The sequence below is a fragment of the Streptomyces sp. NBC_01267 genome (genome assembly GCF_036241575.1).
GTDB lineage: Bacteria > Actinomycetota > Actinomycetes > Streptomycetales > Streptomycetaceae > Streptomyces.
Genome location: NZ_CP108457.1, coordinates 1 through 21132 on the forward strand (window position 1 = coordinate 1; position 21132 = coordinate 21132).

Here is a 21132-nt window from a genome sequence, read left to right on the forward strand (position 1 = left end):
ACCGCACCCGGCTTCGCCGGGAAGCCCCTTCCGCTTCGCTCCAGGGACAACAGCAGGGAAAGCAGGGCGCGTTGCGCCCTGCGGGCCGGGCTTCGCCCTGCCTGGCGGCCTCCGCTCCGCTCCAGCCACCCAACTACGCGCCAGCAACAGGTGGGGGCGTTCGCGTGGCTCACCCACGGGGCTCACACCACAAGCAACAGCAAGGGGGAGGGGTGGTGACGGGTCGTGGGGCGGGTGAAGCAGCGAACAGAAGTCGGAGAGAGCCTGGGGGCGGAACCGGGCGCGTGCTTCAAAGATAGCAGCTAGATTAAGACTGGAATGGAGCTGCACCACCCCCGACCAGCAAAAAGGGTTGCAGAATACTTCGTATATGGAGTTGGACACGAATAGAGGAAAGCTGCTCGCTTGATGAATGAGAGTTCAGCCAGTAAAGGCCGTGGAATGTGAATGGATACGTTCGCGAGTGATTAGCAGAACTGGGATGGATGGCACTCGAACGCGCGAATTCGTTGAGGCTGGCGATCCGGGTGCGACCGCGCCTGCTGCCGTCGGTGGTGGCCGCGTTCGGGGCTGAGGTCCCCGGCAGGGAGGAGCTTCCGCGAAGGTCGTTGCCGGAGACCTCAGCCCACTCATATATGGCGAGATCAAGAAACTGCAGGTCAGAGAGTCGCAGATTGCGAGATACGTACCGGCTGAGGGGACGTATCTCCGTCGATGTGTCTCGACTGAGGGGGCACATCGACGGCTCAATGTCACCTGTACGCGACATGAATCACTTCCGTATGTCAACTGGAGGCGACATCGAGAGACGGATGTGTCCCGGGCGGGACCGCCCGGCGGCCAGGGGGGAGATCTGTCCCCCCTGGGGGGACACAACTCGTAAGGCATGTCGTGTTGAAGCGACATCCATGTCAAGCCCAGGTGACATACTGCTTCGCGTCGCAGAGATCAACAGCTTGGAGAGCAGCCTCGTGTCGACAGAGCCGCAGCGCCGCCGAAGCCCCCGCGGGGCGCCGCAGCCCAAGCTGCCGCTGGGGGATCCGTCCGACGCCTGGAACCAGCCGCTACGGCCCGTCAAGGATCTGGACGACGTCGCCCGCTCCTACCCCGGCCGCAAGCTCACGCTGGACAGCGAGCGGAAGCCGCTGGAGTTCTACGGACCGCCGGATGAGCCGAACGCCTTCTCCATGGACAGCCTGGAGTTCTTCCTGGTCATCGCTCAGTTCTTCCGCGAGGCGCTGCCGCTGAGGCTGATCCTGTTGATGATCGCCTGCCAGAAGGCCGGCGGCCGCATCCCTCTGACTCAGGATGAGATGTCGATCGTCCTGGACGTTGCGCGCACCAAGGTGAACGAGGCGCTGCAGGAGGTCATGTCCCACGGGATCGTGTTCCGGGTGAAGCGCGGTGTCTACCAGTTCAACCCGCCGTACTCCTACCGGGTTGCCGAGTTCATCCCGGGCACAGAGACCACGGAGGCGCGGTACGTCCGTGTCGACCAGCACGAGACGATCGCGAAGATCCGGTCTGACGAGGCGCTGCCCGACCTGGTGCGCTTCCCGTCGCTGGAGCGGATGCGCCAGGAGATTGAGCAGATGCGCGAGGACCGAGCGAAGATGCGTGCTGAGCGCCGCGCTGAGCGGGCGCAGCAGAAGGAGAAGGGGGCCGAACAGTGAGCGGTCTGCATTTCGCCGCAGTGAACGCGGAAGGGATCGTCGCCGATCTGGACCTGTTGCCCGCGGCTTACCGCGTGCTGCTGAAGATGCGTGCCCACAGCGAGCCGGGCGGGCGGATCGAGGTCGACCAGGTCACCCTCGCGCAAATGCTCGGGCTGAGCCGGGCCGCGGTGAACGCGGCTCTGCGGGACCTGGACTTGGCGCAGCTGGTGAAGAAGCAGCGGGCCGGCGTCTACCAGCTCAACCCGATGCTGGCCGCCTACCTTGCCCCCGAGGACGCGGTCGCGGCGGTGAAGGCGATGCCGAAGGGCCAGCGCCTGAACTCGGCTGGGTTCGTGGAGCAGTACCGACAGGCCGTTACGGACTACCAGGACCAGCTCGCCGAGAAGCGTCGGCAGCGCGAGGACGTCAAGCGCCGCCAGAACCTCAAGGCCGTGTCCTGACCCACTGCTCACCCCGGCGGCGCTGCACTCATTGGTGCAGCGCCGTTCGTGTTCCTGGTGTCGAGGCTGACACCGAAGGTCCCTGTCTGGGTGGACAAAGATCCACCGGTGCGGGGCCAAACAGCCTGTCGCCTGCCTCGTTCGGCGCTACGTCCTCTCGGCAGGGGCGTGGCGCCGCTTTCGTGCATGGGTCGTGAGTGTCAGATCCGGACGCACGGTTCCCGCTGGCGGGAAACGCCCAGGTCAGAAGCAGTGCGAAAAGAATCATGAGCGGCCCTCTTGTGCCGTCTCCCCTGTATGGACTTCAATACATGTATTGAAGTCCATACAGGGGAGGAACCCACCGTGTTAGTCACCCTCGTCACCGCCGCCCTCGCCATCGTCGGCACCCTGCTCGGCTCGATCGTCAGCGGCCGCTTCCAGGAGCGCGCCGCCGAACGGACCGTCCGCGTGAGCCACGGCGAGGCGATCCGCCGCGACCGCCTGGAGGCCGTCACCGCCCTCGCCTGCGCCGCCAGCGACCACCGCACGGCGATGTGGGTGCGCGGTGACGCTGTCCTCAAGGGCGACGGGCCCGAGCGGATCCAGACCCTTCGCAGCGCGAGCCACATGACCCGGTCCGCCGTCACCCGCCCGATGGTCGCTCTCCGGGTGCTCATCGAGGACCCGGCGGTGCGCGCCGCGGCCGACGAGATGATCACGCTGACGTACGCGCTGCGCGACGCCTACGCCACCACCGAGGACCTCACCGCCGCCCGCGAGGCCGCGAAGGTCGCCCACGACTCCTTCGTCGACGTCGCCGCCGGCTACCTCAGCCGCACCGCCTGAGCCCTTCCAGCCGAGAGAGAGGCCCGTCATGGAGCGCACGTCCACGGAGATCGTGAAGGCCGCCGACATCACCGCCATCGAGACCAGCGCCGACCGGGGCGCCGTCGACAGCGAGCTCGCGTACCTGGCCCCGGCGGCCGCCGCCGCGCTGGGGCTGCTCGCCGACGCCATCAAGCGGGGCACCGCCGACCGCGACACCGTCGTCCAGGCGCTGAAGGAGGCGGCCGTTCACGAGCGCTTCGCCGACGTCCTGGCGGCCGCGTCCGAGGACGTCATGGACGAGACCGAGGACCCGTTCGACTTCGACGCCCGCCTGGACGCCGACAACCTCTCGGGCGCGGCCTCCCAGGTCCGCGACCTCTTCCGCTGGCTGTAGGCCCCGCCCGACCCACGAGGGAGACACCGTGTTCACCGGAACCGCCGAAGAACTCCGCGCCCGCCAGGCGCAGGCCCGCGAGCTCGCGGAGCAGGCCGCCGCACTGCTGGACCAGATCGACGCCCTGGGCCTGGGCGCGGGCGGCGGGCAGCTGCACACCCCCGGCGGCATCATCCGTATCCGGCCCGGCCAGGGCTGGACCGTCGCCGACCGCTGACCGATCCACCCAAGGAAGGAGACCGCGGTGACCGACCCCGCGTCTGACACCCACCGCCAGGAGCAGCTCCTGGTCCCGCTCGCCGCCGAGGACGTCGCCGTGCTCGGCAGCGACGGCGAGCAGCTGGCCGCGCTGCTCGCCACCTCGCTGCACGGTCTGGCGCTGCTGCGCACGGGCCGCGCGAGCGCCGCCGAACTCGCGGCCGTCATCGAGGGCACCACCGGGCTGCTGGAGCGGCTGGAGGCTGTGCGGGACGCCGCCGTACGCCAGGACGCGGCCCGGGACGTCTCCATCTCTCATAGCGACCTCGCGGCCGCCATGCACCTGAAGAGCCGGGCCACCGCCCAGACCCGGCGCCGCACGCTGCTGCAGACGACGCCGGGCGAGCTGGAGCGGTGGGCCACCGGCACCACCGGCTGACCGGATGCAGCGGCCCCTTGCAGCAGACGAACGACCGTTTGCTGCAAGGGGCCGCTACCCGTGCAGCACCCGTGTCCCGCCCGGGGCCGGCCTCGAAATGTCATCGCTCTCCGGCAGCACAGAACACCACCACCCACCCACCGAGCAGCACCCCACGACCCCCGAGCAGCACCAAGTGCTACCCGGGGCAGCACACACAGCAGCGCCCCGGACCTTCGCGGTCCGGGGCGCTGTTTGGGTACTCGGGAGGCCCCTACGCCTCAACGTACGACACGATCGTGATCGTCCGCAGGGCCGTCACGTAGAAGATCACGCGGACTCCGTCGATCTCGTCCGCGTAGTCGCGCAGCAGAGTGCCGGGCACCTCGGTGCCCAGCTCCGGGTTAACGCTGATCGCGACGATCGCTCGGTCCAATCGGTGCGTCTCGCCCGCGGTGAGCTTGGACAGCTGGGTGAGCGCTGGCTCCACCACGATGACCTGCGAGCGCCGTGGCCCGTGCTCAGGCGACACGGGGCTGCTCGTCAGCAAGACGGGCGAGATGCGCGTCGCGGGCGGTCTCCCACGGCACCCCGGTCTCCGGGGACGGGTAGCCGTTCGCGGCGATGTCCTCCAGCACCGAGGCGAGGATGTCGACCTTCGCGCGCTGGTCGGCCGCGTACGCGCGGACCGATTCGGCGGCGTGCTCATCGAGGGGCTGGCGTTCGGGCGCGGTGGCCGGCTGCTGGCTCATCCGGGGCTCCTGGGCTTCTCTCTGGGGTGTGCCACCACGGTATCGCCGGAGCGGGGCGCGGGAGCCGGTATGGACCAACCGGCTCGTGCTCGCCGGAAAAGGGCCTCAAGAGCCGGTGCGAACAGTCCGCGCGACACGACTTACAGACCCCGATAATGGCATTCATCGAGTCCATTATTGATATTCACACACATGCTGACGCCAGTGGGTTTTTTGTCGAAGAAGTTGTCCTTGCAGCCGTCGTTGTGGGCCGGAGCGTTTGCCCTGTATTCGGTCCCGTTGGCCCCTCCACTGAAATACCAAACGGCATACATAGATTGACCGTCGGACAGATCATCGCATGTCCAACCATGGTTGGTCGAATATTTGTACCCTGCATGGCCGCTAGTTTCCCACCCGGCGGGAGGATACGCATAGACGGTGTCTGCCGCCTGTGCGGGGCCAGAGGCGAGAGCTAACCCGGACGCTGCAAACGCCACTGCAGTCAGCATTTTTGCCACCCTGCGGCCAGCACGGTTTGCCCGCTGAGAAAACATGCAATTCTCCTCGTTCGTCAAAGCTGATGCATGCGACCGCCATTCCGTCATGGCGACGCTTTCGGGATTCCATACTGGGTCCGGAAGACCCTTCGGTCAAGGAGTCTGCTGCATCTACGTGGTCTTGACAATGATTTGCGATCACCTCAACATCCCGAGCCATAGGGCGATTTCAAAGTCGAGTTGATCTAGCAGGTGTGCTGGTCACGATGGTGTGATGAAGTCCCGTGGATGCGGGTGACCTTGCTAAGCCGCTGCGCCAGGAGACGCCTCCAAGGTCCGTTCCGCCGAGCACGCCACGCCAGCATTGAGCGGTCACTGGATCTCCGAGGGATTAACTGACCAGCACCGATCCAAGATCATAAGGTTTTTCAATCGCTCTGGCCTCCGTCCAGCAATGCAGCTCGGCGGGCCGGTCACACAGGCCTACAGCACGCTCGAATTCGCGCTGCTAAAACCGTATTTCGAGCCACTTCACGTCTGTGAAGTTCACCTCCAGGCCCCGGGGGCGCCGCCGCCTGACGGAAATAGGCGTCCGCGATGGCCTCCGCGACCGCGTCATGTAGCTTGCTATCCGTCGCATCGTCCTCCTCTGCGGTGAGGATGGCAGCCGCGTGGGACGGGCTGACGGCCACACTGGTGTCCCGAACCTGACCCGCGCGTGAGGTGCCTTCCGGGCCGAAGCCGAAGTAGGCCTGGCAGGAGATGACCAGCCCGTCCGAATCAGTCATGTGATCATCAGGCCCGACCGGGCCTGTGGACAGAGGCCGGCGCCCGGCGGGCCGCACGGCGCTCGTCGGGGCGGGATGCGCTGGAAGTGCTGGGTGCGGGCCGTAACCGCTGGAACCGGTTTCCCCTACACCGAGCAGCTGCTGTCCCGCAGCCTCGAGGGTTGGGCGTCGGCCGCCCTCGGCTGGAGGCTGGCCCCCGCAGCGCAGCCCCGTTGTTCGACGTCGATGGCCGTCGGGTACTGGCCGGTCATCGGCAAATGTCTCCCCATTCACTGGGCCGCCTTCCTGGGCGGCCGCCTGACCGGTCATTTTCGGCTTCCGTTGGCTGGATGAACGCCACTCTGCGCCGAGTTGGCACGATTCCTCGGCAGAGTGAGGGCCACTCGGGCAGCATACGCAGCGAACGTGTCTGACTACTTTATGCAATTAGAGGGGGGCCGATGGCTCGGGGTACCGATACGGACTTCGCCACAACGCTGGGGATGTTGCACACCGCCGTCACGAACGCGGGCAACGATCTGCGGGACGCACTCGGTAAGAGCGTCGAGAAGCTGGAGACGAGCGGGCAGGCCGCCCAGCAGGACACGACCCGGGCCGTGGTCGACGAACTCGGACGGATGCGCGCCAATCTCCGGGAGACGCGGGACCGGTTGTCTGCCGGTGGGGAGATGCTGAACGCGGAGGTGCGCCAGGCCGTCACCGAGCTGCGGACCGAGATGCGCGACGTACGGACAGCCGTCGAAGGCATCGCCCCTGCGCCTGTGACCCCGGAGACCCACACACCCTCGTACCAGCCGGTCGCCCGCAATGCAGCCGGCCCTGAGGCATCTGGCTTCTTCGGCACCTCACCGGAGCCGTCCCCGGTGGCAACAGCCTCCGAGCACAGCGAACCTCCGGCAGCACCTAGCCTCTCTGTCACGATCCCGGCGCAGCGCGACAGCAGCGACACGGAGCCCCCGGGCGCCTTGCCGGCGGTGGAGCTGATCAAGCAGGCCGTTCGTGACGTCCTCGCCGAAGAGCTTGCCCCGCTGTCCGCCCTCCTGACAGAGCAGGCAGCCAGGCCCGGCGACGGACTCACCGTCGTACGAGACGACGTACGGGCATACCTGGGTGAGACGGTCAGGGAACTACGCGAGCAGCTGGACGCGGCCCGGCAAGAGGCCCGCGCCGAGCTCGCCGCGCTCAGGGAAGAGTCCGCCTCACTGCGAGACGGACTGGAGCAACTGCGTCCTCAGCCCGACGATGGGGAGCCCGCGGCCGCCGAGGTGAACGCGGAGCACAGCGAACTCCTCAAACAGGCCGCCCGGGTCTCCTCCATCGACCTGCTCTGCCACCGCGACGTGTGGGAGTTCATTACCGTTCAGGCCGGACGGCATCCACACTTCCGTGTACCCCCGCAGGTCACCGACGAAGGCCACGAACGGATCCGGGCCGCCCTTTCCGGACGCTCCCTGATCGCCATGCTGATCAGCCTGCACGCCGTCGGACACACAGCCAAGAAAGGCGACGGCGACCGAGAACTGGCCGCCACCCTGTACGAGCGGATCCAGGCCAGCCTGGCCCGTCTCACCCCGCAGGGGCAGCCGGTCACCATCACCCTGGACGACCGCTCCGTCGCCTCCGACGACGTCCCTCCTTCCGATGACACAACCCCTGGCGATACCCCGGAGCCGATCACCAGCCTCCCCGCCACTGCCACCGACGGCAGTCACGAAGACGAACTCCAGCAGGGCCCCTCCGGGAAGGGCGCCGACGCCGGCCGGACCCCCTGATCAGCGGTACGCACTGCGGCTGCCCACAGATCGTGGGCAGCCGCAGTGTGGCGCCGGTGGCGGGGGCTCCCACCCCAGCGTCGGTGGTCGAGGATCCGGGTGTAGCCGGGCTACAGGTCGATTTCGATCTGTTCCACGTCGGTGAATTCCACCAGCAGGTCGTGGGCGCGGTGCCCGTCGTCGCGGAAGTAGTGCTCGCCGATGCCCTGCGCGGCAATCTTCAGGAGTTGCTGTTCGGTGGCGCCCTGGTCGCGGGCCTCGAACAGTCGCTCCGCCCAGCGTGGGGCCAGTGCCTGGGTGATGTGCCGGATCCGGGCGTCATCGGTGGTCCCCGGGGCGGCGGTGAAGCCGAAGCGGGCCCGGGTGGAGATGACGATGCCGTCCGAGGCCGCCGCCTTCTTCTTGGCCTTCTCCCTGATCTGCGGCTGCCAGCGCTTCTTCACTTCACGCTCTATGCGTGCGGCGAGGTCCTTGCGGGGTTTCTTGATCTCGTTCTTCATGTACCGCTCCACGGTGCGCTGGGACACCCGCAGCATCCGAGCGACGGCCTTCGTGCTCTTCAACTGCTTGACCAGGTACCGCATCTGCGCACCGGCCGACTTCGGAATCGGGCGGGTGAACGCCTTCTCCACCGCCTTGTCCAGGCCGTCCCCGAGAAGTTTGTCGACCATCTGCTACTCCTCGTCGTCGGCGGCCTTGGCGCCGCCCTCGATGATGGCGGGCGTGCCGGTTCCGGGCGCGGTGGGGAAGCGTGCGGCGAGGCCCTCCAAGAGGCGGGCGTAGGCGGCGCGTTTCGGCGGCCGGGGCTCGGTGCGTCCGGCCTCCCAGTTTCCGATGGCTTCGCGCCGGGCGTTGAGGGCTGTCGCGATCTGGTCCTGGCTCAGTCCGGCTGCTTCACGTAGGCGCTTGCGTTCGGCGGGGTCTGGCAGGGGGGCCTGCGCGACCTGTTCCAGCAGGGCGTCGACCGCGCTGAACATCGCGTGTTCGTCATTGGGCACAGGGGTCACCTCCGTACGGCACCTTACATGAATCACTCACAAATGACGTGTGGATCGCGCATGGATCGCACATCGGTGTTACGTTCTCCGTACCTACTGGAGATCAACATGATTCAGGTGGTCGACGACCACGAATGAGGAGAACGTCCATGGCCATCCAGGAGCGCCGGTGAAGGAGAGCGAACACCAGGACGTGCTGCACCGCCTGCTCCTTCCGGAGGCGACCAGTGCAGCCGTGGAGCAGGAGCTGCCGGTCGTCGTCCTGGTCGCCGGTCAGCCCGGTGCGGGCAAGACCGAGATCGCGGACCTGGTCCAGGCGGCACTCGACCACCGGGGTGGGGCTGTGCGGGTCTGCCGCGACCTCTACAAGCCAGTTCACCCCGAGTACGCCGCGTTCCTGGCCGCCGATATCCGCACCGCGGGTGTGAGGGTGCGTGCAGACACGAGCCGTTGGCAGGCTCAGGTCGAAGAACGTGTCCGTGCGTGCCGGTTCGATGCGGTCGTCGAATCCGCTCTCGCCGACGCCGCGGAGTTCCGAGTCTCGTCTGCGGCGTACCGGCGGTCCGGGCACCGGATCGAGATCGTCGTGGTCGCGACCGCGGAGGCATGGAGCCAGCTGGGGACCCTGGACCGTCTTTTGACCGGGGTAGCCAGCGGCGATGGCGGGCGGTACGTGGCCTGGGACAACCTCGACTCGTGTACAGCAGAGCTGCCGGTGACGCTGGCGGCCGTCGAAGCGGAACAGCTGGCAGACCGGATCACCGTGGTCAGGCGCGACGGCACAGTCCTGTACGACAACGAGCTCGTAGACGGCGTGTGGCAGCGCCGAACCGCTGCTGACCGAGCTGTGGTGCACGAGCAGCGCCGCCCCTGGAGCGCCCGGGAGACGGCTGTCTTCACCCGTGCGCTCACGCATGCCGAGGTCCGTGTGCACCGTGATCTGCCTGAGGACGAGCGGTTGGCTGTTCACCGGGACGTCGCTCGGGCCGCAGCGCTCGCCGAGCCGGTCCGCCGTCTTGCCCAGTCCTGCCGTCAGTCTCCCGGGGTCGACTACCACCGGCTCTCCAGGGCCGAGCACGCGTGGGTCTTCGAGGAGCTGATCACACCGTCGTACCTGAGCGGGATCATCCGCCGGGACGATCCGCGTGCGGTGTACGTACTGGGCCAGCCCGGTGCGGGGAAGCTCCGGGCCGCCAGGATGATCCGGCGCGTGATGCGACCGGGAACCACTCACCTGGTCGGAGACGACTTCAAGGCATCGCACCCGGACTACCGGCAGCTGCTTCGCGATGACCCCCGCAATGCCGGGGCCGCGATCCGGGCCGACTACCGCGCCTGGGTCGCCCAGGCGGAGCAGTACGTACGCCGCCACCGTGGTGATGTCCTCATCGAGGGGGCGCCCGGCAGCGCGGAGCAGTTCCTCGACAGCGCGCTTCCGTACGCGGCCGACGGCTACCCGGTCGAACTCGTGGTCCTGGGCGTACGCGAGGCGGACAGTCTGCAGGCAACGGCGCTGCGCTACGCCCGCTCCCTGCAGATCGGTGGCACCGGCAGGTTCACCACACGGGCTGGGCACGGCACATGCTTCCGCGCTCTGTCCGACGTCGTCACCCTCGCCGAACACCATCCGCAGATCGCCGCCGTCACCGTGATCCGCCGCGACGGGCAGGCCCTGCTGCGCCACGAGGCAGGCGGCCCGGGAAGCGCATCGTGGGCGCTGGCCGCGGAGCAGCTGCGCCCGTACACCGAGCAGGAGGCGGCCGGGTTTTTCAGGCTCCATCAGGGGCTGCGCCGGGCACTGCCCCGGCACCGGGACGAGCTCGAGGAGATGGCTGCGCTCGCCCGCCCGTTGATGCCCCCGCAGGTGCAGCCAGCCCGAATCGACCGGCCACACCCCACTGTCTGGCCCCTGCCCGTCCCCCACCGGGCAACGGCCTACGACTCGTTGAGCTCCCTGAGCCGGGCCGCGTAGACCGCGGCGATCTGGGCCGCCTCCTGCGGGTCGGCGTTCACCAGCTGCGCCTGATCAGCGAGCGCGGCCTGACGGCCCGCCTTCAGTTCCTCGATCCGCTCCTCGTCGGGCACCCCCGAACGGTGCTCAGAGGCGAGCTGGGTGCTGTACCAGAGCACCACATCCCGGACGATGTCTGCGGCCTGCTCGTCTTCACCGCCCTCAAGGTGCGAGAAGTCGTGGGGTTCTGCATACGGGTCGGACACGGTGCTGACCACCTCTGATGCGGATCTTGAATGGAGGTTGGTCATTGTCCTCCCCGCTCCACAGTCCGGGCGGAGCCTGGCGGGGCGCGGACGGCCGGTGAGCGCCGCTGCTTGGGGGGATGCTTTTCCAAGAGGCCCCGGGCGGACATAGGTTGGGGCGAAGGTGATCATCTTTCGGGGGTTGATGTGGCGGGTAGGGATCTGCGGGCACTGTTCAGCACGAACGACCGCGGTCTGGCGAGCGCGGAGGCGTTCACCAACCGGCAGCTGCAGTGGGAGCTGGTCGCAGCCGCGCTGACCGGGCATCTGCGGCACGTCACCGACGCCGGGTTCGACGTCGAGGACCTCCAGTGCCCGCGGAACAACATCATGGTGTTCCACGGAGTCGGCGGGATCGGTAAGACAACACTGTCCCGCAAGCTGGAAACGGCGCTCACCGGCGGCAGCCAGCGGCCCGCCCAGTGGGACGAACCCGCCTGGTCCGGTGAACGGATCCTGCCCGTACGCATCGACCTGGCCCGCTCCGCCGGCACCGATTTCGAGCACATCGTGCTCACGATCCGCGCCGCGCTCGCCGAACTGGGACGCCCGCTGCCCGCCTTCGACATCGCGCTGCGCCGCTACTGGGAGCACCAGCACCCCGGCGAAAGCCTGGAGGAGTACCTGCGCCGCGGTGGCCTGGCCGCCCGGTTCGGCGAGGCGCTGCCGCAGCAGATCCAGTCCGCCCTCGCCGACGTCGCCCAGACGCTGCTTCTGCCGGGGACCGTCGGCTCCGCGATCGGCCAGATCACCGGCTCCCTGGCGCGGGCGCTGCGTGAGCACCGGCAGACCGTCCGAGCGCTGGCCGGATGCGCGCGCCTGTCGGACCTGCTGGAAGCCGAGGCCGACCTGGAGGCGCTGTCCTTCTACCCGCACCTGCTGGCCTGGGAACTCGCCCAGCTGCCCGCAGCCAAGAAGGTCCTGCCGGTGATCCTGCTGGACACCTTCGAGGACGTGGGGGACCGCACCCACCGCGACCTGGAGCGCCTCATCCAGCGTGTGGTCTGGCTGATGCCCAACGCGTTCTTCATCGTCACCGGCCGCTCACGCCTGCAATGGGCCGACCCCGCTCTGCAGGGGCAGCTCGACTACACCGGCCCCACCGCATGGCCCGGCCTGGTCTCTCCCGCCGCCGTCCCGGCCGCCCGCACCGCCCGGCCGGACCGGGGCCGCGGGCGGCAGGTCCTCGTCGGCGACTTCTCCCCCGAGGACTGCGACGACCACCTCGTGCGCCGGCTCACCCGCGACGGACAGCCCCTCATCGACGAGGAGATCCGCCAGGTCATCACCGACCGCTCCCACGGGCTGCCCCTCTACCTCGACCTGTCGGCCATGCGGTTCCTGGAACTCCGCCGCACCGGGCACACCCCGGCCCCGGCCGACTTCGACCACGACTTCCCGGCACTGATCGCCCGTACCCTCTCCGACCTCACCGCCGACGAACGCCACGTCCTGCGCTCGGTCAGCCTGCTCGATGCCTTCGACCTCACCCTGGCCACCGCCACCGCCGGCCTGGCCCACGAGGCGCCCGCCCTGCGGCTCATCGAGCGGCCCTTCGTCCGGGAGAGCCCCTTCGGACTGTGGCCGTACCACCTGCACGGCCTGATCCGCTCCACCGTCCGCGGCGCCGACGACCAGGCCGACGACCGCTGGTCGCCGCACGACTGGGAGCAGGCCGCGAAGCGGGCCCTGGCCGCCCTCGGCGAACAGTGGCAGGCACACACCGGACGGAACCGGATGCTGCTGGTGGGCTGCCTGCGCCAGGGCCTCGCCCTCGCCCGCGACTTCCGCCTCGACCTCGGCTGGCTCGCCGACGCCGCCTGGACCTACGTCAGCGACTCCGTGTGGGAGCCCCTCGCCCCGCCCGCCCCTCGGCACCGGACCACGACCACGCCGGAGACGGCTGCCGACGCCCTGGTCGAGACGCTCAGCACGCTCGCCCGCCGCCAGCACGAACACCGGGAACACACCGCCGACCGCCTCAACGCGGTCATCGCCACCGGCCTGCTCCCCACAGAACTCCACGAGATGGCCGTCTACTACCTGGCCAAAGCACAACGAGATCTGGGCCGCAGCGACGACTCCCGACACGGGATGCAGCTCGTGGCCGCTGGCGGCGGCCGCCTCGCCCCCGCCGCGCGCCGCGGCCTCGCCCACCTCGCCCGCCTCGCCGGAGACTTCCCCACCGCCCTGGCCACCGCAGAAACACTCGGCTGGCCCGGCCGCCACCACCGCGTCCTCGGGGACGTGTGGTGGGTTCAGGGCGACATGGACCGCGCGGCCGGCGCGTACGAGGCGGCACGGACCGAGGCCGAGCAGCACGGCGTCGCCGGCGAACGGGCCACATCCCAGGCGCAGCGCGCCTTCGTCCTCGCCTTCAGCCACCCCGGCCGGGCCGACGACGAGCTCGACCTCGCCCAGCAGCTGCTGTCCGGACTCGACCTGCGCGCCACCACACTCACGACCCAGATCGCATCCCTCGCACGCGATGCCGGAACCGACAGCAGCGAGCTCGAAACCCGCGCCGAGGCACTGCGTACCGAGAGCAGCGTCGCCGGTCTCCTCCCCACGCAGGTCACCCTCGAACTGGCGATGTGCTTCCACCACGCTGTCGTCGGCGCCGACGACGTTGTGTCCGCGACGATCTCCCGGCTGCGCGACCTCACCCGAAACGGCGACTACGCCTACTACGCCGACATCGCCCGCTTCATGGCCGGACTCCCCCTCGACGGTCCCTCACCAGCGCGGTGGCTCGACGGAGAACAACCCACCCGCAGGCGGTGGCGGCACCTTGTCACCGCCCGGCGCGAACACCACGCCCCCCGGTGACACACAACGGCCCCACCGGAACAACCGGCAGGGCCCGAAATGCTCAGTCCGTGCTGGCGTTCTTGCCGACCAGACCGGACAGCAGCTCGACCAGCTTCGCGTTCACGCTCCGCTGCTCAGCGATGAAGTTGTCGAGCTTCTGGTCCAGGTTTCCGACCTGGAGCCGGAGCGCGGTCAGGTCACTCTTGACGATGCCGAACTCGCGGTCGGCCTTCTGCGTCGTCTCTTCGTAGCGGCGAGTCAGCGCGGACAGCTCGCTCTGGGCGATGGGGTCTTCAGGCATGGTCGGCTCCCGGGTGTGTCGTGGCGGCGAGGCCGTCCGGCCTCGATTGTCGCAGGCCGCCGTGCAAGGACGGTAGCCGGTCCTCAACGGCAGCGGCCCGGTCGAGGAACAGCGGCACCGTCCGGTAGGCGGCGGGCCTACCGGACGGTGGCGTACCAGGTGGTGTCGTCCTCGAAAACGCGGTCGTCCAGCCGGAACACCCTGATGTCCTGGTCCGGGTCGTAGCGATCCTGCTGGAGGACCTTGAGCCAGCGGTGCGCGATCTCGATGTTGTAGGCGACCAGATCCGTAGCGGTGCGAGCCCAGCGATCCCAGTCATCGGGCGACGATGTCTCCAGCCGGTCGATGTCCGTAACCCGCAGATGGACGTGCTGGTCGGGATCAACGGCCAGCGGCCGTACCTTTCTGAGCGCTGCGGAGCGTCCCGGCCGGAGCAGGGCCGCTACGTCGGCCAGTGGCAGTTCGCGGATCCGCTCGACCCTCGTGAGGTAAGACGCCTGGTACATCGCGAGCGCGGCCAGCAGCACGGACATGTGCGCGTCCAGGGCACTCCCGCCCGCGGACGGGTAGAGGCGGGCGTAGAGGTCGCCGTCGCCGGGCAACGCCCGGAAGGCCAGTTTCCGCGCCTGATTCAGGCATTCGGTGAAGACGGGCACATGGTTGGCCACGCCTGCCCGGATCTCCCACCAGTCCTGCTCGCTGCTCTGAGTTCCTTCGCCGTCCGGGGGCATTTTGGCGAGCGTGTGTGGCTCGTCCAGGACAGGCTGCAGCATCACCTGGAGATGGACGCCGGGGAAAACGACGGGTTGGCCGGTGGTGACCAGGTGCATCATCTGCCGCACGGCCGAGGCAGGGATGTGGTCGTCTGCCCATTCGTGGCCCTCCCCGCACAGCAGGCGGGCATCTCGACCAAAGGCGATAAGAGTGATTCCGGTGGTCGCGCCGCAGGACGGGCAGCTCACCGGCTCCTCCAACTCCCCCGCCACTTCCGGGGTGTACCTGCCGATCACCAGCCCGCACTCCGCGGTCAGGCGTACCTCTCCTGCCTCGGTCACTGCCCGCCTCCCAGCAGCGGCACGTCCACTATGTGCTCCCAGGTGATGAACTGCCGGTCGTGTGCCTGGGCGACCAGCGAGAGCTTGTCCGCACGCAGCGTCACCGGTTCGCCAGGGTGGTCAGACATCAAGACTTTCATCGCGCGCCGGTCGGCGCGTACCTCTCCCGCCATGCCGTATGCGAGCGACTGGTGAGGGTAATACCCGGCAGGCATCACGGGGTTGCGCCCACCAGTGACATCCACATCGATCTGGGTCGTCAGCTGCCAGAGGCGGCGAGCGGGAGCGCCAGGACGTGCCGCGCATTCCACGGCAACCCGGCCGATTGCCGGGCGATCAAATGTGAGGTCGAACGGTGCGATGGTCGCGCACTCCTGGCGGACCAGCTCGACGATCGTGTCGAGCTCCTCGTCTTTGTAGTCCGCGACGGGCCCGCCGTGCATGACCGTGGTGTGCACCCAGCGGGCCTCCACCGGCGCCAGGCCCGGCCGGTGGGTGAGTTCCCGGTACGGTCCGACGAGCTTCTCCTCTACGACCGCCGGGTCGAACAGGATGTGCCAGTGCAGGTCCGGCCGGTTCGCCGGCCACGCATGAGCGCGTGCCTCGACCTCGGCATAAAAGTCTTCCACCAGTAGTGCCCCTCCCGTACGGCTGATGCGCAACCCACGCTACTGATCAGAGCACCGGCCCGACCGCTAGTTCTAACAGGACGCCCCAGGAGTTGCCGGACGGGACACCCGTGCGGCTCGGTGTGTGGCTCTCCAACGCCCGCACCCGGCGAGGCGGCACCGCCCCGGATCACTGAACCCCTTACCGACCTCCTGGCAGCCGCTCAGAGCAGCCCGAGCGTGGTGTGGACGGTGACGGGTCCGGCCCGGACCGCCTGCGCGATCCACTCCGGCCGCGGCTGCGCGGCACGCTCCAGCCGGTACTGCTCCTCCTGCGCCTGGCGCTCCGCGTCCGCAATCCACCGCCGGGTGCGCTCCAGGTCCTGGAGCTGTACCCGCTCCAGGACCTGGAGGGCGTAAAGACGATCGACGGCGAGCGATTCGGACATGCGTTCGATGTTACGTGGGCCGGGATTGCCCAGCGACACCAGCAGCGGTCACCGACCGGCGGTCAGCCATCCTCCGGCTCGGGGTGCCGAACGAGACGTTTAACCGCCTCCTCGATCTCCCGTCGGCGCTGCGGATTCCCGGCGGCGAGCTCCACGATCCGGGCCCGCACTGCCTCCGCCGTCTCCACGGTCAGCTGCCCTTCCTGAATCTCCATCCAGGCGGAATGTTCCAGCGCAATCAGGTCTTCAGGGATGTCGTCAGTTGCCACGCCGGGATCTTAAGCGGCGGGTCTGACATCGGCCCGGAACGCCGTCAGGCGGTAGGGCAGCGCAGATTTCAGTCGCCGGCCGGGGGCTCGGGCTCTGCGACGAATGTGCCCTTGCCGCGGACGGTGATAACCAGGCCCCGTTCCCGGAGTTCCCGCACCGCCCTGCCCGCGGTCATGCGGGCGATGCCGTAGGCCTCCGCCATGGCCAGCTCGCCCATCAACCTGGCTCCGACTGGCAGGCGGCCGTCCGCGATCTGCTGCGCAATGTGGTCCGCGACCACCACGTACACCAGCTGCGGGCCGGCGGGATTGATGACCGGCATGTCGTCGTCAGGCATACAACTGACCGTAGAACCCCCCTCACCTGCAAGGACACACATAGTGCTGCACATGGCCCTATAGGGCGCTATAGGGTGGTCGCCTCAAATAAGACCCCCGCAGCCGATTGCGCGGCCCGGGGGTATGGACCACCTGAAGAAGCAGGCAGCCATGGATGAGACTACGCAGCAACGGCAGGACGCGGGAAGCGATCCCGGCCACACGCAGGCCGCACTCGGCACGAAGAAGATTCGGATGGACGCCGCGTACAAGGCGTTCCTCGACCACGCACAAAGCTGTACTGGTTCCTGCGCGACCGGGGTGAACTGCGAAGCGGCCACAGTCCTGCAGCACGCCTGGCGCGACTTGAAGAACAACGTCACCTCCCACCACACCGGTAGCGGGGCCGGGGCCGGTCGTACATAGTCCCCGATGATGTCCTTTCCGGCTTGTGCCGACTGCAGATAGAGCGCCGCGAGCGAGCAAGAGGACTGTGCCTTTGCCTCCGCCCCTTCTTCCATGCTGTGGCGCGACCGTATGCGGGTGCTTCGGGGACGATGTTCAGCTGGCCCGGCCCGAACACGGGGCGCCCCGCTGAGGGCTTATGGCTGCTCGCTGGACGCGGGGTGGGGCTCGTGGCGGCGGGTGAACTCCTTGGCCAACTCGACGCGGGAGCGGTGCGGGCCCCCCGAGGTGGTGCACCGGGCCTCGATGCCTTGACCGCAGTCGGGGCAGGCCACCTCGTACACTCGCCACGGCCGCTGCGTGCGCTGCGTGCGCTGCCGCTCTTTACGCTCCTCGATGATCGGCCGCATCCGCTCATCGTGGGGCACGCCCTGCGCCTCATCGGCTGTGGTGTCCGCGAGGCACGGCAGCCCCTTGCCGGCACCACAGCGGGGGCAGCTCCCCTTCAGCCGGCCCTTGCTGTCGACCTGCCGGTAAAGGCGTCCCTTTCCCGATCCCCGCGCACGTCGCTGCTGTCCCTGGCCGGGTTCGGCCGGAAGCCCTGCGCGCTCCCTCCACGTGTCGATCTGCGCCCGGCGCTGCGGACTGATGCTGACCTCATGCGCCGCCTGCACGAGCGCGTGGACCTTCGCGTAGAAAACGTCCGGGTCCATGAATCGAGGGAGGCGGTTGAGACCGTCGAGGAGGGCGTTCAGATGTTCGCTCCTGGCCGCCGCGACGGCGGCCAGGTAGTCGGTGGCCGCCGTGATCACGTGGTTCTCCGACTCGGAACTGTCGTCCTTGGCGACCGCCTTGGCGAGCTTCAGAAGCCTGCTGGCCTTTTTGTGGCGCCGATCGGCCGCGGCCCGGCCGAGGCTGGCGAACAACTGCTGCCGCTTGGCGACCTGCTTCTCAATCCAGAGGCATCCATGACGCAGGGCGGCATCCACCTTTTCCTGCAGACCCGGGCTCACACCCGTGAGGCCGATGATCTCGCTGCACACCGACTCCGCCAGGGCGATGGACTCGGTCCGGCGCGCGTAGAGCAGCTTGCGGATCAGTTCTTGCGCCCGGGTGTCCTGCGCCGATTCCTGCTTCTTGCCCGGCGTCCACTTCGGTGCCGGGGGCGTTTTGCGGGCCTGGATGATCTGTTGGACCGCCGGCGTCGATAGGCCTCGGCTGGTGATCTCGCAGTCCTCGAGGCCGAACCACTCGGTGGGCCGGGCGAAGGCCTCGGTTCCGATCCGGACCTGGCGGGTTGTGCCCTGGCTGTCCAGACGGATGCGGTGCACGTACCAGCGCTCGATGAGGGTGTCGCGGTCTACCGGCACGGACAGGCCGAGCACCGGCTCGCTCTCCTCGTCCCATACCGGGGGCACCGTCTGGTCCAGGTGCATGCGCAGGCGCTGGTGTGGGAGGTGGATGTCGACAACTGAGCCGATCGGTGCCCCGTCGGGCTGGGTGAACTCGAAGTCGGCCTGTTCGCCGCGGTGGTGCAGCCACGCCGCAGCCGCGGATTTCACGTACAGGTGGTCGGCGCTGGAGACGCCGCGGGCCCGGCGCCCGCACACGTGGGGATGTCCGTCGGGGCCGGGGTGGTGGGCGAAGTGGCAGACCCGGTCGGTGTACAGCTTCGTGGTCAGCTGCAGGCCGCAGCCGCCCAACAGCAGTCCACACCAGAACGAGTCACCTTCGTGTCGCTGCCGGAACGCGTCCAGCTCGATCGCCTCGAGCGGCAGCATGAGCGGCTCGTCGGAGTCCACACCGCCCAGGACTGCCGTCTGGATCTGCCGCCTGTCGTCCACCATCAGCACACCCCTCCCCCAACGCATCTTGCCAGCCAGTCTGTTGGCGACGCCGATTCCAACGCAACCGCTCATTAATCGGGATTACTGCTGGGCGGGCGGCGCGGCCGCGATCATTGGGTAGTGACGAACTGAGGTCAGCGGCCAGGAGTTATATGGCATGCGCTGTCTGCCGATCGTCACTTCACGACGCCATGTCCTCGCTCAACGGCTTCCTGGCGAGCTCGGCCAGGTGCTGCGACCAGTCATCGGAACGCACCGGCTGCGCCACGGCGGGACTGTCTGCACCGACGGGGTCAGCCAGCTCGGTGCGGCACGGCTTGCACAGCCCGTCCTCGCGGGCCGGGCCGGTCAGGAAGATCCGGCACCCGCACTCGCCGCAGGAGCCGCGTGGCGGGCCCTCCGGCTCACGCGATGCTGGCAGCGGCGTGGCTCCCCCGTCGATCGCCTGCTGGAGCTCGCAGTCCCGGCAGACCTCGGACGGTCCGGACCTGCTGCCGTGCTCAGGGCACAGGCCCTGGGCGATGCGCTGGGCTCGCTGCCGGGCGTCGGCCTTGTCCTGGACGATCTCGGCGCAGACCTCGCAGGCTGCGCCAGTCCGCCAGATCACGCCGGACTCACAGTCCTGGTAGCCGCAGCCCCAGCGCGGCAGCGCCACACCAAGCAACCACCGGCCCGGGTCGCGGATGTCCAATGCCAGCACCTTGGCGAACCGGGTGGTCAGCCGGTGGTGCAGCCGCTCCGGGTCGATCCCGCCCGCCAGCTGACGGCCGACCTCCCGGGCGATCTTCCGCTCCATGAATGGGTTGTTCACCCGGGCCAGCAGCCAGTGCACCGGCTCCAGCACCGCGTAGATCTCCTGGCTCATCGCCAGCTGCGGCCCGGTGTAGGACAACCGCACTGACCCCCCGCCGTTGCTGCGCTTTTCGTCGTTCGGCTTAGAGAGGACGGGCTGGCTGTTCTCATCCGCGCGCAGCGCGAGACCACCATCAGCTTTCGTACGCGTCTTCGCGTCAGCCGGGTTTTCCACAGCTTCAACTACCGGTACCTCGCCTACGGCGGATGAGAACAGCGCGCGCCCGTCATCAGGTGAGTCAGTCCTAGGTGATTCCTTATACGCGAGGGATCCCTCATCAACCGACAGACCCGATCCCTCACCAACCAACGGACTTGCAGAACTCTCCGAAGCATCGTCCACAGGCTCCGGCGTAGTGTCCGCGACCGGTCCACCGAGCTTCACAGCGGCTGACGGAGCGATGTCGTGGGCGACGAACTGGTGACGGCCTTGCGCGCCCGCGCGTCGCTGTACCGTCACCCACCCAGCCGCCTCCAGCTCGTCGACGACCACACCGGCCGCAGCCGCCGTGATGGGCTGGCCGGCCTTCTTCCCTGAGTGGTGCACCAGGTGCCCTGCCAGTTCGCCCTCGGTCAGCGCGATGCGCATCTGCTCCGCGAACGCGATCACCGCGAACGCGCGCAGCTGCCGGGGCGTGAGGTCCTCCGCTGCCGCCACCGGCAGCCACACGAACGACTCCGCACGCTTCATCGGCCGCGTCATGCGCACCGCCGACGTGCCACGGCCGCCGGGCAGTGTCCGGCGCTCCGACTTCAGCTCGATCACGCCGTCCGGCGCCGGATACGAGAGCAGCTTCAGGCCCCGCTCCACCGACGCCTTCGACAGCCCCAAGTACGAGGCGATCGTCGCCGCCTTCGCCTCGCACCCCTCCGGGCGCGCTCCGAGCGCCTTCACCTTCATGTACACAGGCAGCGCGACATCGCCGTAGAACGGTGACGACACGAGCCGCATCGGTACCTTCACCCGCTGCCGGCGAACCGGCGTGCCATCGCCATCGGTCGGCCCCTGTGCGGCCTCAGCCGCCCGGGAGCTCATCGGGCCACCGCCACGGCAGGAGCGGTGGAGACCGCAAGGGCCGAACATTTCAACGCTGTCTGTGTCGCCTTCGGGCCGGTGTATCCGCCGAAGCGGGCACCCCCGTCTGGAGCAGTCCGAACCTGTGTTTCCTCATCCATCCGCCGACCCTGCAACGGTCGACCTGTGGACAGAGGCTGGGAAGTCGCGGCCAATGTCTC

General features: G+C 68.5%; 23 protein-coding genes and 1 pseudogene. 10 read left to right on the forward strand and 14 right to left on the reverse strand.

Features of this window, described 5'->3' with window-relative positions; translation table 11 throughout:
• Positions 1-971 precede the first annotated feature (971 nt).
• From OG709_RS35600 to OG709_RS35625, 6 genes are all read left to right on the forward strand, one after another.
• A complete protein-coding gene (locus OG709_RS35600) occupies positions 972-1673 on the forward strand; it encodes a hypothetical protein (protein WP_329169374.1) in 702 nt (233 codons plus the stop codon).
• Entirely contained in the window at positions 1670-2116 is a 447-nt protein-coding gene (locus OG709_RS35605) for a helix-turn-helix domain-containing protein (RefSeq protein WP_329169375.1), read from the forward strand. Before OG709_RS35600 ends, OG709_RS35605 begins: the two co-directional genes overlap by 4 nt.
• Positions 2117-2461: 345 nt before the next feature.
• Positions 2462-2944, forward strand: a complete 483-nt coding sequence (locus OG709_RS35610; protein WP_329156310.1) for a hypothetical protein — start codon at positions 2462-2464, stop codon at positions 2942-2944.
• Positions 2945-2972: 28 nt separating this feature from the next.
• Positions 2973-3320, forward strand: a complete 348-nt coding sequence (locus tag OG709_RS35615) for a hypothetical protein (RefSeq protein ID WP_329156311.1) — start codon at positions 2973-2975, stop codon at positions 3318-3320.
• A 28-nt stretch (positions 3321-3348) separates the two neighbouring features.
• A complete protein-coding gene (locus OG709_RS35620) occupies positions 3349-3537 on the forward strand; it encodes a hypothetical protein (RefSeq protein ID WP_329156312.1) in 189 nt (62 codons plus the stop codon).
• 27 nt (positions 3538-3564) lie between these two features.
• A complete protein-coding gene (locus tag OG709_RS35625) occupies positions 3565-3957 on the forward strand; it encodes a hypothetical protein (protein ID WP_329156314.1) in 393 nt (130 codons plus the stop codon).
• Between the two features lie 253 nt (positions 3958-4210).
• Here OG709_RS35625 and OG709_RS35630 read toward each other — a convergent pair whose 3' ends face one another.
• The 3 genes from OG709_RS35630 to OG709_RS35640 all read right to left on the reverse strand — a co-directional run bounded on the left by OG709_RS35630 (position 4211) and on the right by OG709_RS35640 (position 5224).
• Positions 4211-4468, reverse strand: coding sequence for a hypothetical protein (locus tag OG709_RS35630; protein WP_329169377.1), 258 nt, complete (start codon positions 4466-4468; stop codon positions 4211-4213).
• The gene (locus tag OG709_RS35635) at positions 4458-4688 is read right to left on the reverse strand and encodes a hypothetical protein (protein ID WP_329169379.1); all 231 of its coding nucleotides are present in this window, start codon (positions 4686-4688) and stop codon (positions 4458-4460) included. Before OG709_RS35635 ends, OG709_RS35630 begins: the two co-directional genes overlap by 11 nt.
• Before the next feature lie 140 nt (positions 4689-4828).
• On the reverse strand, positions 4829-5224 hold the full coding sequence (locus OG709_RS35640) for a hypothetical protein (RefSeq protein ID WP_329169380.1): 396 nt from the start codon (positions 5222-5224) through the stop codon (positions 4829-4831).
• A gap of 1213 nt (positions 5225-6437) precedes the next feature.
• On the opposite strand from OG709_RS35640, the gene OG709_RS35645 reads away from it, so the two are divergent.
• A complete protein-coding gene (locus OG709_RS35645; RefSeq protein WP_329169382.1) occupies positions 6438-7727 on the forward strand; it encodes a hypothetical protein in 1290 nt (429 codons plus the stop codon).
• Between the two features lie 110 nt (positions 7728-7837).
• On the opposite strand, the gene tpg is transcribed toward OG709_RS35645, so the two are convergent.
• Together tpg and OG709_RS35655 are read right to left on the reverse strand one after the other, a co-directional pair.
• Positions 7838-8398: a telomere-protecting terminal protein Tpg gene (gene tpg, locus OG709_RS35650; RefSeq protein ID WP_329169384.1), complete on the reverse strand. Its 561-nt coding sequence runs from the start codon at positions 8396-8398 to the stop codon at positions 7838-7840.
• Positions 8399-8440: 42 nt separating this feature from the next.
• Positions 8441-8704 (reverse strand): annotated as a pseudogene (locus OG709_RS35655) (helix-turn-helix transcriptional regulator); the annotation flags it as partial.
• Between the two features lie 190 nt (positions 8705-8894).
• Between OG709_RS35655 and OG709_RS35660 the strand changes: the two are divergent.
• Positions 8895-10697, forward strand: a complete 1803-nt coding sequence (locus tag OG709_RS35660) for a zeta toxin family protein (protein ID WP_329169386.1) — start codon at positions 8895-8897, stop codon at positions 10695-10697.
• Here the strand turns inward: OG709_RS35660 and OG709_RS35665 are convergent.
• Positions 10661-10942 (reverse strand): hypothetical protein, encoded by a 282-nt coding sequence (locus tag OG709_RS35665; protein ID WP_329169387.1) that lies wholly within the window; start codon positions 10940-10942, stop codon positions 10661-10663. The two genes, OG709_RS35660 and OG709_RS35665, sit on opposite strands and share 37 nt — an antisense overlap.
• 186 nt (positions 10943-11128) lie before the next feature.
• Here OG709_RS35665 and OG709_RS35670 point away from each other — a divergent pair, with 186 nt between their 5' ends.
• On the forward strand, positions 11129-13810 hold the full coding sequence (locus OG709_RS35670) for an ATP/GTP-binding protein (protein ID WP_329169389.1): 2682 nt from the start codon (positions 11129-11131) through the stop codon (positions 13808-13810).
• 43 nt (positions 13811-13853) lie between these two features.
• Here OG709_RS35670 and OG709_RS35675 read toward each other — a convergent pair whose 3' ends face one another.
• The 6 genes from OG709_RS35675 to OG709_RS35700 all read right to left on the reverse strand — a co-directional run bounded on the left by OG709_RS35675 (position 13854) and on the right by OG709_RS35700 (position 16812).
• Positions 13854-14093, reverse strand: a complete 240-nt coding sequence (locus OG709_RS35675) for a hypothetical protein (protein ID WP_329169391.1) — start codon at positions 14091-14093, stop codon at positions 13854-13856.
• 137 nt (positions 14094-14230) lie between these two features.
• Entirely contained in the window at positions 14231-15148 is a 918-nt protein-coding gene (locus OG709_RS35680; RefSeq protein WP_329169393.1) for a hypothetical protein, read from the reverse strand.
• Positions 15145-15777 carry a 2'-5' RNA ligase family protein gene (locus tag OG709_RS35685; protein WP_329169394.1) on the reverse strand — a complete coding sequence of 211 codons (633 nt, stop codon included), beginning with the start codon at positions 15775-15777 and terminating at the stop codon, positions 15145-15147. The genes OG709_RS35680 and OG709_RS35685 overlap by 4 nt, the downstream gene beginning before the upstream one ends.
• A 203-nt stretch (positions 15778-15980) precedes the next feature.
• The gene (locus OG709_RS35690) at positions 15981-16205 is read right to left on the reverse strand and encodes a hypothetical protein (RefSeq protein WP_329169396.1); all 225 of its coding nucleotides are present in this window, start codon (positions 16203-16205) and stop codon (positions 15981-15983) included.
• Between the two features lie 62 nt (positions 16206-16267).
• The gene (locus tag OG709_RS35695) at positions 16268-16474 is read right to left on the reverse strand and encodes a hypothetical protein (protein ID WP_329169398.1); all 207 of its coding nucleotides are present in this window, start codon (positions 16472-16474) and stop codon (positions 16268-16270) included.
• Positions 16475-16542: 68 nt separating this feature from the next.
• Positions 16543-16812 carry a GntR family transcriptional regulator gene (locus OG709_RS35700; protein ID WP_329169400.1) on the reverse strand — a complete coding sequence of 90 codons (270 nt, stop codon included), beginning with the start codon at positions 16810-16812 and terminating at the stop codon, positions 16543-16545.
• Positions 16813-16963: 151 nt separating this feature from the next.
• On the opposite strand from OG709_RS35700, the gene OG709_RS35705 reads away from it, so the two are divergent.
• On the forward strand, positions 16964-17218 hold the full coding sequence (locus tag OG709_RS35705; protein WP_329169402.1) for a hypothetical protein: 255 nt from the start codon (positions 16964-16966) through the stop codon (positions 17216-17218).
• A gap of 176 nt (positions 17219-17394) precedes the next feature.
• Here the strand turns inward: OG709_RS35705 and OG709_RS35710 are convergent, their stop codons facing one another.
• Positions 17395-19044, reverse strand: a complete 1650-nt coding sequence (locus OG709_RS35710) for a zinc finger domain-containing protein (RefSeq protein ID WP_329169471.1) — start codon at positions 19042-19044, stop codon at positions 17395-17397.
• A 181-nt stretch (positions 19045-19225) separates the two neighbouring features.
• Entirely contained in the window at positions 19226-20932 is a 1707-nt protein-coding gene (locus OG709_RS35715) for a hypothetical protein (RefSeq protein WP_329169403.1), read from the reverse strand.
• Positions 20933-21132 lie beyond the last annotated feature (200 nt).

Excerpts from the sequence above, each read along its gene's own strand:
- OG709_RS35715 (WP_329169403.1), bottom strand. The coding sequence starts at position 20,932 with ATGAGCTCCCGGGCGGCTGAGGCCGCACAGGGGCCGACCGATGGCGAT.
- OG709_RS35710 (WP_329169471.1), bottom strand. The coding sequence starts at position 19,044 with ATGGTGGACGACAGGCGGCAGATCCAGACGGCAGTCCTGGGCGGTGTG.
- OG709_RS35705 (WP_329169402.1), top strand. The coding sequence starts at position 16,964 with ATGGATGAGACTACGCAGCAACGGCAGGACGCGGGAAGCGATCCCGGC.
- OG709_RS35645 (WP_329169382.1), top strand. The coding sequence starts at position 6,438 with ATGTTGCACACCGCCGTCACGAACGCGGGCAACGATCTGCGGGACGCA.
- tpg (WP_329169384.1), bottom strand. The coding sequence starts at position 8,398 with ATGGTCGACAAACTTCTCGGGGACGGCCTGGACAAGGCGGTGGAGAAG.
- OG709_RS35690 (WP_329169396.1), bottom strand. The coding sequence starts at position 16,205 with ATGTCCGAATCGCTCGCCGTCGATCGTCTTTACGCCCTCCAGGTCCTG.
- OG709_RS35635 (WP_329169379.1), bottom strand. The coding sequence starts at position 4,688 with ATGAGCCAGCAGCCGGCCACCGCGCCCGAACGCCAGCCCCTCGATGAG.
- OG709_RS35640 (WP_329169380.1), bottom strand. The coding sequence starts at position 5,224 with ATGTTTTCTCAGCGGGCAAACCGTGCTGGCCGCAGGGTGGCAAAAATG.
- OG709_RS35675 (WP_329169391.1), bottom strand. The coding sequence starts at position 14,093 with ATGCCTGAAGACCCCATCGCCCAGAGCGAGCTGTCCGCGCTGACTCGC.
- OG709_RS35615 (WP_329156311.1), top strand. The coding sequence starts at position 2,973 with ATGGAGCGCACGTCCACGGAGATCGTGAAGGCCGCCGACATCACCGCC.
- OG709_RS35700 (WP_329169400.1), bottom strand. The coding sequence starts at position 16,812 with ATGCCTGACGACGACATGCCGGTCATCAATCCCGCCGGCCCGCAGCTG.